Here is a 14,561-nt window from a genome sequence, read left to right on the forward strand (position 1 = left end):
GAATATTTTGTAAAATAATTATGGAAGGGTAAGGAATTACCTAGCGATGCTCTGCTATTAACAGGAGAGTTATAGGAAGGTCATACTTTAGATAGAACTGTCTTTGGGAAGGGATGATTCTAGACTAAAAGGTGACCACATAGATAAAGTTGTCCTCTTTTAGTCTCCCCGAGATGGAAAGAGGTTTTTTTATGATTAACGATATGCCTGTATTTGATTATGAAGATATTCAATTAGTTCCAAATAAGTGTATTATCTCAAGTCGCAGTGAGGCTGATACCAGTGTTCAACTTGGAAATTATACTTTTAAACTCCCAGTTGTTCCTGCCAATATGCAGACTATCATGGATGAAGATATTGCAGAGCAATTAGCATCATCTGGCTATTTCTATATCATGCATCGTTTTGATGAAGCTTCGCGCAAGCCATTTATCAAACGTATGCATCAAAAGGGTTTAATTGCTTCAATTTCTGTCGGCGTTAAAGACTATGAATATGACTTTGTCTCTGATTTAAAAGATGACGCACCTGAGTTTATTACCATAGACATTGCACACGGTCATTCTGATTCTGTCATCAAGATGATTAAACATATTAAAGCGGAGTTGCCAGAAACATTTGTTATTGCTGGTAACGTTGGTACACCTGAAGCTGTACGTGAGTTGGAAAATGCTGGCGCAGATGCTACTAAAGTCGGTATTGGACCTGGTAAAGTTTGTATTACTAAAGTTAAGACTGGTTTTGGTACAGGTGGTTGGCAATTAGCAGCGCTTCGCTGGTGTGCTAAGGCAGCTCGTAAACCTATTATTGCTGACGGCGGTATCCGTACTCATGGTGATATCGCTAAATCTATCCGCTTTGGCGCTAGCATGGTTATGATTGGTTCACTTTTCGCTGGTCACATTGAAAGCCCAGGTAAATTGGTAGAAGTAGATGGTCAGCATTTCAAAGAATACTTTGGTTCAGCCTCAGAGTATCAAAAAGGAGAACATAAAAACGTTGAAGGTAAAAAAATTCTACTACCGGCTAAAGGTCATTTGCAAGATACACTGACTGAGATGGAAGAAGATTTGCAATCATCAATTTCCTATGCCGGCGGCCGAGACCTCCAGAGCTTGACGCGCGTGGATTATGTCATTGTCAAAAATTCAATCTGGAATGGGGATTCTATTTAAAATCAAGTTTGTTCAATCCCTTTAGATTGAGAATGTCGACTAAGAGTGCATCAAAAAGTCCAAACTCAAATTCAAGAGTTTGGACTTTTTAGATGATTTTATACTGGAAATTATGAATAAAAGAGCTGAAAATCTTTCTTCAGGCCGTCTGATACAGCAATACGATTATCTCTTGTTATAATGATACCTTCGACGTGTGGCAAATGGTTAATGGTCATTATCGCTTCCATAAGCGGAAGACCGAAGAGTCGTGTGGTCCAAATTTCACAGTCAACTGACAAATCTGAAACAATAGTCAAAGAGGCCATTGGACTGTCAATGGGATAGCCTGTTTGGCGATCAAAAATATGATGATAGTCCTTACCATCAAGGTTTAAGTGACGTTCATATATACCTGATGTGACCACAGATTGGTTCCTTATAGTGACAGCACCCAGATTGTTTCCTCGAGTTTTTTGGGGATGCTGAATTCCAATAACCCAAGTACCATTTTCTCTATTGGGATTTTCCCCATGCACTAAGACATTCCCGCCTAGGTTGATCATAGCAGAGCTGACTTTTTCATTTTTGAGGTAGTTCATGATTTTGTCAGCTATATATCCCTTAGCTAGGGCACCAAGATCTATTTTCATCCCTTTTTGACTGAGAAAAACAGAAGTAGTGTCCTTGTCTAGGATAATATTTTCTGGATTGGTAAGGGCTAGCGCTGACTCAATAGTCTTGTGTTCAGGTACTCTGGCATCGACAAAGCCAATGCGCCAGCTTTGTACCAAAGGCCCTAGAGCGATATTAAGATTACTAGGGCTAGCAAGGCTATGTTTTTTTCCAAGACTTATCAAATCAAATAAGTCTGGATGAACTTTTACAGGAGAAATACCAGCCTGATTGTTAATTTGCATCAGCTCTGAATCAGCATCATTGGCGCTGAAACGATTTCTGTAGATTTCTAGTAGTTGGCAACAGTGATCAATGTGCACTTGAGGAGTGCTTGAATCAACCATCAAATCGATGGTAGTTCCCATCATTTTGACACTATGTGCAAGTTGCATGTGTATTTTCCTTTTCTAAAAAATGTAGTGTTGAGGACTAAAAAACTCTGTCAAAGACAGAGTTTAGTTTTTTTTCTTCATCTCACCTTGTGGGTAGTAAGTACCTTCAGGCATATCGTTGATGAAAACGTGAATAGCTTCTTTTGGAGCTTTTGCAATACGTGAAACAACCTCAGTTACTTCGCGTGCAAGTTCAATCTTTTGTTCTTCTGTGCGACCTTCAAATAAGTCAATTTTAACGAATGGCATAGGAATCTCCTCTTTTAGATAAACTAATAACTTTATTTTAGCACAATTTTTTCTGATAAACAGTCAAAAAATGACAATTTCTTATTTTTGTAATTTCCATCCATCAAGTAGTTGTTTATGAAGTTGCTGGAGCGGAGCAATCTTAACCAAAAGGTAATTACCTGTAATACCAACAAAGAATCCTGATAAAATACCACTAAATGAAAGTATCGGTAAGTAATTGAGTACAAGTAGTGATTGCGATATCAAAGCAAAGACTGTTAATTGGCCAATATTATGCATGATACCGCCTAGTATTGAAATACCAACTACGCTTACGCGATTTGGTCCTAACTTTTTAATTAAACTCATGACCAAATAGCTGAGGGTAACTCCAGCGAAGCCATAGAGAAAAGTAGAAAAAGTCCCTCCGAGAAAGGTTGAGAGGAGCAGCCGCAGACCTATAACTTTTAAACAGTCTTTCTGGGATAAGGTGAATAAGGCTATTATTGTAATTAGATTCCCTAACCCAAGCTTCGCTCCAGGAGCAAAAGCAAACGGAGTTGGAATAGTACGTTCTACTAGAGAAATAACGACTGCCTGGGAAGCTAGCATGGCAATGAATAATGTCTTTTGTAATTTAGAATCCATGGAACCTCCGAAATATTTTGGCATACATCATTATTTTATCATAATTTCGACAAGAATCTAGTAGTTCTATCCATAAGAACAGAATAAGACCCTAAAGGAAATATCTTGATATTTACAAAAACCTTTAATTCACAACTTATCAACTTGTTAAAAAATAAGAAAAAAGTAAGGGTTTTCTGTAGATTTGTCTGGTAAAAAACATACAAATCCCAGGAAAGTGTCAGTAAACTTAATGAAAACGTTTAAATATACCTTGTTTATGAGGTTAGATTATGATAAAATTTTAGTGTTGAATAAAAATATTCACGAGGAGGAGCCAGAGTGGCAAAAAACATTGTTATTGTCGGAGCTGGATTTGCAGGAGTAACTGCAGCTAGACATTTAGGAAAAACTTTTAAAAAGAATGACGATATCAATATTACTTTAATTGATAAAAATTCATTTATGACTTACATGACTGAGTTACATGAAGTAGCGGCAGGTCGTGTTGAACCGGAAGCAATCAAATATGATCTTCAACGAATCTTTAAAAAATATCCAAAAGTTAATTTGGTAACAGATAAAGTTCTCTCAATTGACTATGATAAAAAAGAAGTTGTTGCTGAACATCGTACTTTGGCTTTTGATTACCTTGTACTAGCCATGGGTGGCGAAGCAAATGACTTTGGTATCAAAGGTGTTAAAGAAAATAGTTTCACACTTTGGTCTATTGAAGCTGCTGAACGTTTACATGAACACATCTTAGACGCTTGTTACCAAGCTATGCGTGAACATGATGCTGAAAAACGTAAAGCACTCTTGTCATTTAATGTTATTGGTGCTGGATTTACTGGTATTGAAATGGTTGGTGAGCTTATTGATTGGGTACCAATCCTAGCTAAACAATTCAAACTTGATCCATCAGAGTTTTCACTTAAAGTAGTTGAAGCAATGCCAAACATTCTTCAAATGGTTACTGAAAAAGAACAAGTGAAGACAATGAAATACCTTGATAAAAAAGGTGTTGAAGTTATCCTTGGCGATGGGGTAGCTAGCGTTGAGAAAGATGCTATCCATCTTTCATCTGGTCGAGTTATTCCAACTTACACAGCTATTTGGACAGCAGGGGTTCAAGCAACATCTGATGCGGCTGAATTTGGTATCGAACGTGCACGTGCTGGTCGTCTTGTAGCTGACCAATACATGGAAGCTAAAGACCATAAGGGTGTTTATGTTGTTGGTGACCTTGTTTATTATGAAGATCCTAACACTGAAGGACGTCCTACACCGCAAATCGTTCAAGCAGCTGAACAAACTGCACATACTGCAGCTGTCAATATCGTTGCTGACATTAATGGCACTGAAAAGCATGCTTATAAAGGTAAGTATGACGGTTTCATGGTTTCAATCGGTTCTAAATACGGTGTTGCATTCTTGATGAATAAATACCATATGTCAGGTTTCTTTGCAATGCTCGTGAAACATTTGATTAATATGCTTTATTTCTTCACCGTGAGCAGTTTCTACAATATTGGAGCATATGCACGTCATGAATTCTTTGATATTCGTGATGGACGTAATATTTTCGGAAGTCATACTTCAAGTAAGGGTAATCGTCTCTGGTTAGTTCCTCTTCGTGTCTTCTACGGATCACTTTGGCTCTATGAGGGTATTAAGAAAGCCTTTGGTCTATTCGGCACTGAGTCATGGTTCGGTGATAAAGTTACCTTCCCATTCCCATGGTTACAAGAAGCTGATGCCACTTCAGGTGCGTCAGAAGCGGCAGGTGCAGCGGCAGATGCAACAGTTGAAGCAGCTAAACAAATCTTTAGCTTCAACTATACTTATGGCGAGGAACCAATGCAAGTCTTTAAAGAAATGCCAGATTGGTTCGCTTCAATCATGAAATTCATGATGCCTAACCAAGAAGTAGCACTCTTTATGCAGAAATTTATGACTTGTGCAGAAATTCTTATAGGTCTTGCTCTTATTGCTGGTGCCTTTGTCTGGTTAGTGAGTGCTGCTACAGCAGGACTTGTGGTGATGTTCAGTCTCTCAGGTATGTTCTACTGGGTTAACATGTGGTTTGTTCCTGTTGCAATTGCCTTGATGGCGGGAGCAGGTCGTTCATTTGGTCTGGATTACTGGATTATGCCATGGCTAGGTAAGTTCCTAGATAAGTGGATATACGGTAGGCCGAAACATATCTATGGTGATTCGTCAAAATAATTATTAAAAATAAATAGTCAGATTGGGTTGTCTCCTGATAAGTTTACATACTTAGTCTGGAGAGGCCCAATTTCTATTCAATGGAGGAGTAGATGGTACACAAAATATGGGATCCATTTCCCGAGGTACAAGTTGGCCTTGAGAGAGTCAAGGCTATTATGAGCTCTGAACTTTCTATAAACCATCCTGAAGTAAAAGCAAAAATTCGTGAGTATATTGATGCACCCGGGAAATATCTCCGTGCCGGTCTATGTCTCTATTTAGCTAGAGAAGTAGAAGGAGAAATACCTGAAGGTAAACTATATCTAGCTGCTAGTTTGGAAATGTTGCATTTAGCAACTCTGATTCATGATGATGTCATTGATCATGCAGATGTTCGAAGAGGAGTTGATGCCATCCATCAACAGTACTCAAATAGAATTGCCATTTATGCAGGTGACTATCTGCTAGCATATGCTGGAAGGCTTGCCCTAATTGGAACGGAAAAACTCAATGTTGACAAGGAAGCATTCGGTTTTACTAATCGAAGAGTTATAGAACGTATATTGGCTGGTGAATTAAGTCAATTGATGAATCAGAATAAATCAACAATGACAATGAAGGATTACTTAAAGCAAATCAAAGGAAAGACAGCCTTTCTATTTGCTTTATCGTGTCAAATTGGTGCCTATCACTCAGGGACGAGCAAAAAAGAGTCTCGATCAGCATTTAATATGGGACAAGCTATCGGAATGGCCTTTCAGATAAAAGATGACTTAATAGATTATCAATTATCTGAGAAAGATTCTGGTAAACCAAGAATGCAAGATATTCGAAACGGCATCTACACAGCTCCGATTCTTTTTGCAAACCAAATGCGTGATGGCATATCCCTTTCATCTCTTTCAGAAAAAGAAGGAAACTGGTCAGAAAACGAGATTTCAGAACTTTATAATAAGCTTGAAAACCTTGGAGTATTCGATAAAACTGAGGATTTGGTTAGAGCTTATCTTAGTAAATTTTCTGGCTTTGGAAAACGATTACAACTACTGAACTTTTCGACACTTGAGACATTTGTATACCAGGTAATGAAAAGAAATTTCTAAAAAAGAAAATGCTTTCAAAAAACCTTGCACATTCATGTACAAAAGTGTTATAATAATGATATTAAAAAATATAAACACATAAGAGGTATTTCATTATGAAAAAGAAACTTCTCATGAGCGCTATGCTCTTGACTTCTGTCCTTACATTGGCTGCTTGCGGAAGCAAATCATCTGACGACACAAGCGCTTCAAGTGATGCTAAAGTTGAAGAATCTACTTCAACAGCTGCTCTTAAAGATGGAACTTATACAGCTGAGTCTGGTTTTGATGAACGTGGTTGGAAAGTTGTACACACTATCACTGTTAAAGATGGTAAAATCGAAAGCTCAAACTTCGACTATGAAAATGCTGATGGAGCTAAAAAATCAGAAGATGAAGAGTACAACAAAAACATGGAAGCTAAATCAGGTATCTCATCTAAAGATGCAACAGCTAAATTGAATGAAGAACTTGTTGAAACTCAAAATGTTGATGATGTTGAAACAGTTTCAGGTGCTACTCATTCATCTGAAAACTTCAAAGTTTCAGCTGAAGCTTTGTTGAAAGCAGCAGCTGAAGGGAACACTGACACTGTTGAGATTGATTTAGGCGAATAATTCTTCTAGATTTACAAACTAAGAGAGGCAGGGACCTGGTGCCCAGCCTCTGTTTTGTTATTTTCTAGTTCATCTTTCAATTATAATTCTCACGTTCGAGTTTAATTTTAAAAGTTATTTAGAATATGTGTTGTAACTAATAGTTTACAAAAGATAGGTTTTTAAATGAAAAAGAAACGAAACTTTTTACTCATAATCATTAGCTTGATAGTCATCTCATTAGTAGGTTACTTTTTCCTCAAACCTCAGACAAAGGATGGTTCAAATTTAGCGATTACAACAAGCCCTCTAACCCGATCAGAATCTCTTCTTCATACTGTTGTCCAAATTAAGATATATCATAAAGGACAAGAAAAAGTGATGGAGGAAGCCATTGATTATATCAAAGAAATGGAAAAACTTTTGTCCACTAATCTGGAAGGCTCTGATGTTTATCGAATCAATCATGCAGCAGGTGAAGAGGCGGTGAAAGTTGATAAAAGAACATTCACAATCATTAAAGAAGCCTTGAAGATGTCTGAAAAGAGTGATGGAAAATTTGATATTTCAATCGGTGCGGTTACTAATTTATGGCGAATTGGGGACGATGAGGCTCGTCTGCCTAGTGATGAAGAAATAAAAGCTGCTCTGCCATTTATCAATTATAAAAACATCAAAATTGATGAAGAACAAGAGACTGTTTATATCGAAAAAGGGATGACTTTGGAGCTTGGTGCAATCTCAAAAGGTTATATAGCTGATGGAGTTAAATCTATTTTTGAAAAACATCATATTTCAACAGCAATAATCAATCTCGGCGGTAATGTCCTTGTAATGGGAACATCTCCAAATAATGAAAAGGGATGGAATGTTGGTGTTCAAAATCCTGATGAAGTTCGAGGTGATACTGTTGGTGCTGTCCATGTAAAGAATCGTTCAGTTGTAACGTCAGGAATCTATGAACGTTATCTTGAAGTGGATGGAAAAACGTATCACCATATCATGAATCCCGAGACTGGTTATCCTGTCGAGAACAATATTTCAGGGGTGACTGTCTACACTGATAAATCAATACAAGGTGACGAGCTTTCAACAAGTCTCTATCTTCTTGGTATCGAGGAAGGTATGAAGTATATTGAATCTCTTGATAATGTTGAAGCTGTCTTTATTGATAAAGATAAAGGTCTTCATATCTCAAGTGGCCTTAAAGAAAAATTTGAATTGAAAAATGAGGATTATCACATTGTTGAAAACGAATAATAAATTAACATTACCCATTTTTTTAGAATTTGTTGAGTTAAAAACAAAAGTCGCTAGCTTTTTCCCTATGGTTATAGGATACCTGTTTGCAGCCTATCATTTTAAAGCATTCCAATTTTGGAATACAGTCTTATTTACTTTGGCAGTCTTAAGTTTTGATATGTGTACAACGGCCATTAATAATACCATGGATTTCAAGAAAGCTTTAGATGAAGAATACCTCCGAGATGAGAATGTCATTGGTAAACATGGTTTAGATTTTCGTCATATGGTTTCTATTATCTGGATGCTTCTGTGTTTTGCTATTTTCTTCTCACTTATTTTAGTTTTAAGGACAGATTTGTTACTTTTGCCACTGGGTGTCTTGTGCTTTTTAATTGGGATTTTCTATACATATGGACCATTTCCCTTGTCACGTCTGCCACTAGGTGAGTTATTCTCTGGAGTAACGATGGGATTTGGTATTTACTTTTTAGCGATATTTGTACAAAGACCAGAAGTTTTACTTTCAAGCCAGTGGGCTGGAGGAGATATTTTTATTCACTTTTCTTGGTTACAAACCTTGCTCATCTTTTTTGTGAGTTTGCCTTTAGTAAATCTTATTGCAAATATTATGCTAGCAAATAATCTTTGTGACTATGACCAAGATGTTCGAAATGGCCGCTTTACTTTGGTTCATTTTATTAGTGTCAAAAACGGAGTCAAACTTTATACCTTCCTAAATGTCAGTGCTTGGGTTTTCTTAGCAGTTTATCCAATTTTGGGTTTAATACCTTATTGGTCTTGGTTAGGGCTGCTGGCATTTCCGTTGAACTTAAGAAGTTTAATCAAATTTAGAAAAAAACAAATCAAAAGAGAGACCTTTGTTGAATCAATCAAAAGTTTTGTTTTATTATCAGGACTATATGTTGTTATCTTAATGATTGCTCTTATTTTAAAATAATAATACTCAAATAAAATCAAAATCAGACGAGGAAGTGAGACGAAGGTTGTACTAGAGTACGGCAAGGCGAAACTGACGATGTATCATTTTGATTTTAAAAGATTATAAAAAGCCTTGCAAATTCCTTCTTAACCTTTCTGGATTCATGTCCAAAAGGTTACGGGCAGAGAGTTTGCAGGCTTTTTTGTTAGAGCGGGAGAATTAAGTCTTCCTCATCCTCTTCATTATTTTGCGGCTTTGATTCCTGAAGTTCGATTAGCAGTTGGTGTGGGAGACAAACAGAAACTTGCCCAGGTCGGTGAATCCAACTTGTCCTTACAGCAATCTGATCTGGGCTATTGTCTTCTTTAACACGAATTTGGTTACCATCAATTTCTACAATATTGTATTGTCCCTCATTTGGATAATAGGTAACCTCTTGGTGAGGACCACCTTCAACAAGTTCAAACCGATCAACAACTTTTCCATGGATTTTAACTACAGCGATTACAGTGTCAGGTGTGTTAACTTTATTGAAAGTTGTTACTATCGTGGGTAAAAAAGAAATAAAAACAGCGAGGCCAATTAATATATAATCAAAAGGTTTAAAATATTTGAGGATTGCGTTCATAACTCTATTTTAGAGAAAAATAGCAAAGTTGTAAACTGTTTGATTCTCTTATGCTTTTTCGATGACAATCAATTGAAGGCGTAGACATAGAATTTATTGATTTTTTGAATTCATCCATTTAACTTACTGTCAAATACATCTATTTTATGGTAAAATAGAAAAGATATTGATAGAAGGTGGGAATATCCTTTTTGGCACAATTGTATTACAAATATGGCACCATGAATTCTGGTAAAACAATTGAAATTCTTAAGGTTGCTCATAATTATGAGGAGCAAGGGAAACCAGTTGTTATTATGACTAGTGCTTTAGATACGAGAGACGGCTATGGCATTGTATCTAGTAGAATTGGTATGAAGCGTAAAGCTATAGCAATTACTGATGATATGGATGTCTTTGATTACATAGCGCATATTAATCCAAAACCTTATTGTATTTTAATTGATGAATCACAATTTTTAACTAAGAAGCATGTCTATGATTTGGCAAAAGTTGTGGATGAACTATCGATTCCTGTCATGGCTTTTGGGTTAAAAAACGATTTTCAAAATCACTTGTTTGAAGGTTCTCGTGAACTATTATTGATGGCTGATAAAATTGATGAAATCAAAACCATTTGTCAATTCTGTTCAAAAAAAGCGACTATGGTTTTGCGTACAGATCATGGGAAACCGGTCTATGATGGTGAACAAATTCAGATAGGTGGTAATGAAACCTATATTCCAGTATGTAGAAAACATTATTTCAACCCTGAAGTTACAAAAAACAATTAATAATGATAGTAGCAAAGGGAGATAGTTAGAATATTTACTTAATTAAAAAATTTATGAACTTAGTAAGTCATTCAGCTTTGCTATTTCCCAAAAAGAGGAGATTATATTAACAAATGAATATTTACGATCAATTGCAAGCGGTAGAAGACCGCTATGAAGAACTTGGTGAGCTTTTATCTGACCCTGCAGTGGTTTCAGACACTAAACGCTTTATGGAGCTTTCGAAGGAAGAGGCAGCAACTCGTGACACAGTTACTGCTTACCGCGAATACAAACAAGTAATCCAAAACATCTCTGATGCAGAGGAAATGATTAAGGATGCTGGTGGTGATGCTGAATTGGAAGAAATGGCCAAGGAAGAGCTTAAAGAATCTAAGGCAGCTAAGGAAGAATACGAAGAAAAACTAAAAATTCTTCTCTTACCTAAAGATCCAAATGACGATAAAAACATTATCTTGGAAATCCGCGGGGCTGCTGGTGGTGATGAGGCAGCTCTCTTTGCAGGAGATCTTCTTCAGATGTACCAAAAATTTGCGGAAGGCCAAGGCTGGCGCTTCGAAGTAATGGAAGCATCTTATAACGGAGTTGGTGGTATCAAAGAAGTTGTGGCCATGGTGTCAGGTCAATCTGTTTACTCTAAACTTAAATACGAATCAGGTGCCCATCGTGTTCAACGTGTTCCTGTAACTGAAAGTCAAGGTCGTGTCCATACTTCTACAGCAACCGTCTTGGTGATGCCAGAAGTCGAAGAAGTGGAATATGATATTGATCCTAAAGATCTTCGTGTGGACATTTACCACGCATCTGGTGCCGGTGGACAGAACGTCAATAAGGTTGCTACAGCGGTACGTATTGTTCACTTGCCAACCAATATTAAAGTTGAAATGCAGGAAGAACGTACGCAGCAAAAAAACCGTGACAAGGCTATGAAGATTATTCGTGCTCGTGTTGCCGACCACTTTGCTCAAATTGCCCAAGATGAGCAAGATGCAGAGCGTAAATCAACCATCGGTACTGGTGATCGTTCAGAACGTATCCGCACCTATAACTTCCCACAAAATCGTGTAACAGATCACCGTATTGGCTTGACACTTCAAAAGCTAGATACAATTTTGTCTGGTAAACTAGATGAAGTTGTCGACGCTCTTGTTCTTTACGATCAAACTAAAAAACTAGAAGAGTTGAATAAATAATGAATTATGCTCAGCTTTTCCATTACTATGAAGATTTGCTAGAGAAAAATGGTGAAGATCGCGAGAATTTAACCTACGTTTTTCGTGAATTGAAATCTTGGTCAAGCTTGGATTTTCTCCTTCATCAAAACCAGGAGCCTACTAGTGAAGATAAGAAGCTACTTGAAGAAATTGTAGCCAAGCTTGAACAACACGTCTCCCCACAGTACATCACGGGAAAGGCTTATTTTCGAGATCTGGAACTTAAGGTTGATAATCGGGTTTTAATCCCTCGCCCTGAGACTGAGGAATTAGTTGACTTGATTTTGGCGGAAAATAGTAGAGCTGACCTTTCAGTTTTAGATATTGGTACAGGAAGCGGAGCTATTGCCATTGCACTAAAAAAAGCTAGCTCTAGCTGGCAGATAACAGCGGCTGACATATCTTCGGATGCATTGGATTTAGCGAAAGAGAATGCTGAAGACAATCAAGTTGATATTGAATTTCTTGAGTCAGATGTTTATAGTTCTATTTCAGATACATTTGATATCATTGTTTCCAATCCACCTTACATTGCTTTCAATGACAAAGATGAAGTTGGACTCAATGTATTGGAATCTGAGCCTCACTTGGCACTCTTTGCTGATGAGGACGGTTTTGCCATTTATCGGCAAATTATTGAAGGTGCTCAGCCTTTCTTGGCCGAGGATGGGAAACTATATTTTGAAATCGGCTATAAGCAAGGTCCGGGGCTGCTTAAGTTACTTGCGCAGCATTTCCCTGAAAAACGCTCAAGAGTGATTGCCGATATTTTCGGTAAGGATAGAATGGTTGTGATGGACAATGGATAAGTTACAAGAGATTTTGGAAAATGGCGGTGCAGTTATTCTTCCAACTGAGACAGTCTATGGTCTATTTGCTAAGGCACTAGACGAAGATGCCGTTAATCATGTTTATGATTTAAAAATGCGTCCTCGTGATAAAGCTATGAATCTAAATGTTTCAGATTTAGAGTCGATTTTAGCTTTTTCTAAAAATCAGCCAGATTATCTAAATCGGCTCTACGAAAAATTTTTGCCTGGGCCATTGACCATTATTTTAGAGGCTAATGAGCGCGTGCCAGCTTGGATCAATTCTGGCTTATCAACAATTGGTTTTCGTTTACCTAAACATCCCGTTACTCTGGATTTGATAAAAAAAACAGGTCCTCTGATAGGACCATCTGCAAACTTATCAGGGACAGAAAGTGGAAAGATTTTTTCAAAAGTTAAAGAACAATTTTCTGAAGAAATAGTTGGCTTTGAAGATGACCTTGCTTTAACTGGACAAGATTCTACCATTTTAGATTTAACAGGTGAAAAAGCACGCATCTTGCGACAAGGTTCAATTACTAAAGAAGAACTATTACAAGTCATTCCCGAGCTGCGTTTTTAAGTTTTGAAGATGTTAATTTAAGATTTAGGTAAATTTAGGTAACTAAGGTAGTTATATCTGTATTTTTTGTTTTAATCAATTTGAACAAAAATCAGATTAATTATAGATTAAATATTTATTGTGTACAAAGGAGTATCGCCATGATTTTTGATAAAGATAATTTTGAAGCATTTGATCCTGAACTTTGGAATGCTATCCATGCAGAAGAAGTTCGCCAGCAAAACAATATTGAATTGATTGCTTCCGAAAACGTAGTTTCTAAGGCAGTCATGGCTGCTCAAGGCTCTGTATTGACTAATAAGTATGCTGAAGGTTACCCAGGGAAACGCTATTATGGTGGAACAGACTGTATCGATATTGTTGAAAATCTTGCTATCGAGCGCGCAAAAGAACTTTTTGGTGCTGAGTTTGCAAATGTTCAGCCTCACTCAGGAAGTACAGCCAATGAAGCTGCGTATGCTGCGGTTCTTGAACCTGGCGATACTGTTATGGGCATGGACCTTGCTGCCGGTGGTCATTTGACACACGGTTCTCCTGTAAGTTTTTCAGGTAAAACTTACAATTTCGTTTCATACCCTGTTAACCAAGAAACTGAAATGCTTGATTATGATGCCATTCTTGATTTAGCTAAAGAAGTAAAACCAAAAATGATTGTTGCTGGTGCTTCAGCTTATTCTCGCATCATTGATTTCCCTAAATTCCGTGAAATTGCTGATGAAGTTGGTGCCTACCTTATGGTCGATATGGCCCATATCGCTGGTCTTGTAGCTGGTGGTCAACATCCAAGTCCAGTTCCATATGCTCATATTACGACAACAACAACTCACAAAACTTTGCGTGGCCCTCGTGGCGGTTTGATTTTAACAAATGATGAAGAGATTGCTAAAAAAATTAACTCAGCAGTCTTCCCACGTTTGCAAGGTGGTCCATTGGAGCACGTTATTGCTGCCAAAGCTGTTGCACTTAAAGAAGCTCTTGACCCAGAATTCAAAGTCTATGCCAAACATGTCGTTGCTAATACAGCAGCAATGGCTGATGTATTCAACCAACATCCAGATTGCCGTGTTATTTCTGGTGGTACAGATAACCACGTCTTCTTAGTTGATGTGACTAAAGTTATTGAAAATGGTAAATTAGCTCAAAACGTTCTTGAGGAAGTAAATATTACTCTTAATAAGAACTCAATTCCTTTTGAAACATTGTCACCATTTAAAACATCAGGTATTCGTATCGGTGGAGCTGCAATCACAAGTCGTGGTATTGGTGTCAAGGAATCTCGTAAAATTGCAGAGCTTATGATTAAGACACTTGAGAACTATCAAGATGAGAGTATCTTAGAAGAAGTCCGTCAGGAAGTGAAAGCTATTACTGACGCTCACCCATTGTATTAGAAAGTTT

The 14,561-nt window shown here is 37.4% G+C and carries 15 protein-coding genes; 11 read left to right on the top strand and 4 right to left on the bottom strand.

Annotation, left to right across the window (positions count from 1 at the left end):
- Positions 1–191 precede the first annotated feature (191 nt).
- Positions 192–1,175, top strand: a complete 984-nt coding sequence (guaC, locus tag F601_RS0103675) for a GMP reductase (RefSeq protein ID WP_018164318.1) — start codon at positions 192–194, stop codon at positions 1,173–1,175.
- A gap of 110 nt (positions 1,176–1,285) precedes the next feature.
- Here the strand turns inward: guaC and F601_RS0103680 are convergent, their stop codons facing one another.
- The 3 genes from F601_RS0103680 to F601_RS0103690 form a co-directional block, all read right to left on the bottom strand.
- On the bottom strand, positions 1,286–2,224 hold the full coding sequence (locus F601_RS0103680; RefSeq protein WP_018164319.1) for an FAD:protein FMN transferase: 939 nt from the start codon (positions 2,222–2,224) through the stop codon (positions 1,286–1,288).
- 63 nt (positions 2,225–2,287) lie between these two features.
- A complete protein-coding gene (locus F601_RS0103685; RefSeq protein WP_018164320.1) occupies positions 2,288–2,473 on the bottom strand; it encodes a 4-oxalocrotonate tautomerase in 186 nt (61 codons plus the stop codon).
- Between the two features lie 81 nt (positions 2,474–2,554).
- A complete protein-coding gene (locus F601_RS0103690; protein WP_018164321.1) occupies positions 2,555–3,103 on the bottom strand; it encodes a Gx transporter family protein in 549 nt (182 codons plus the stop codon).
- A 321-nt stretch (positions 3,104–3,424) separates the two neighbouring features.
- Here F601_RS0103690 and F601_RS0103695 point away from each other — a divergent pair, with 321 nt between their 5' ends.
- From F601_RS0103695 to F601_RS0103715, 5 genes are all read left to right on the top strand, one after another.
- Complete coding sequence (locus tag F601_RS0103695) at positions 3,425–5,311, top strand: NAD(P)/FAD-dependent oxidoreductase (RefSeq protein ID WP_018164322.1); 1,887 nt, start codon at positions 3,425–3,427, stop codon at positions 5,309–5,311.
- A gap of 92 nt (positions 5,312–5,403) precedes the next feature.
- Positions 5,404–6,396 carry a polyprenyl synthetase family protein gene (locus tag F601_RS0103700; RefSeq protein ID WP_018164323.1) on the top strand — a complete coding sequence of 331 codons (993 nt, stop codon included), beginning with the start codon at positions 5,404–5,406 and terminating at the stop codon, positions 6,394–6,396.
- A 95-nt stretch (positions 6,397–6,491) separates the two neighbouring features.
- A complete protein-coding gene (locus tag F601_RS0103705) occupies positions 6,492–6,992 on the top strand; it encodes an FMN-binding protein (RefSeq protein ID WP_018164324.1) in 501 nt (166 codons plus the stop codon).
- Positions 6,993–7,157: 165 nt separating this feature from the next.
- A complete protein-coding gene (locus tag F601_RS0103710; protein ID WP_018164325.1) occupies positions 7,158–8,231 on the top strand; it encodes an FAD:protein FMN transferase in 1,074 nt (357 codons plus the stop codon).
- Entirely contained in the window at positions 8,215–9,174 is a 960-nt protein-coding gene (locus tag F601_RS0103715) for a 1,4-dihydroxy-2-naphthoate polyprenyltransferase (protein WP_018164326.1), read from the top strand. The genes F601_RS0103710 and F601_RS0103715 overlap by 17 nt, the downstream gene beginning before the upstream one ends.
- Before the next feature lie 187 nt (positions 9,175–9,361).
- Here F601_RS0103715 and F601_RS0103720 read toward each other — a convergent pair whose 3' ends face one another.
- Positions 9,362–9,784: a NusG domain II-containing protein gene (locus tag F601_RS0103720; RefSeq protein ID WP_018164327.1), complete on the bottom strand. Its 423-nt coding sequence runs from the start codon at positions 9,782–9,784 to the stop codon at positions 9,362–9,364.
- A gap of 191 nt (positions 9,785–9,975) precedes the next feature.
- Between F601_RS0103720 and F601_RS0103725 the strand changes: the two genes are divergently transcribed.
- From F601_RS0103725 to glyA, 5 genes are all read left to right on the top strand, one after another.
- Complete coding sequence (locus tag F601_RS0103725) at positions 9,976–10,557, top strand: thymidine kinase (protein ID WP_018164328.1); 582 nt, start codon at positions 9,976–9,978, stop codon at positions 10,555–10,557.
- 113 nt (positions 10,558–10,670) lie between these two features.
- Complete coding sequence (gene prfA / locus F601_RS0103730) at positions 10,671–11,750, top strand: peptide chain release factor 1 (protein ID WP_018164329.1); 1,080 nt, start codon at positions 10,671–10,673, stop codon at positions 11,748–11,750.
- Positions 11,750–12,580 (top strand): peptide chain release factor N(5)-glutamine methyltransferase, encoded by an 831-nt coding sequence (gene prmC, locus F601_RS0103735; RefSeq protein WP_018164330.1) that lies wholly within the window; start codon positions 11,750–11,752, stop codon positions 12,578–12,580. The genes prfA and prmC overlap by 1 nt, the downstream gene beginning before the upstream one ends.
- On the top strand, positions 12,573–13,163 hold the full coding sequence (locus F601_RS0103740; protein ID WP_018164331.1) for an L-threonylcarbamoyladenylate synthase: 591 nt from the start codon (positions 12,573–12,575) through the stop codon (positions 13,161–13,163). Before prmC ends, F601_RS0103740 begins: the two co-directional genes overlap by 8 nt.
- A 140-nt stretch (positions 13,164–13,303) precedes the next feature.
- Positions 13,304–14,554, top strand: coding sequence for a serine hydroxymethyltransferase (gene glyA, locus F601_RS0103745; protein ID WP_018164332.1), 1,251 nt, complete (start codon positions 13,304–13,306; stop codon positions 14,552–14,554).
- Positions 14,555–14,561 lie beyond the last annotated feature (7 nt).

This window comes from Streptococcus henryi DSM 19005 (assembly GCF_000376985.1).
GTDB lineage: Bacteria > Bacillota > Bacilli > Lactobacillales > Streptococcaceae > Streptococcus > Streptococcus henryi.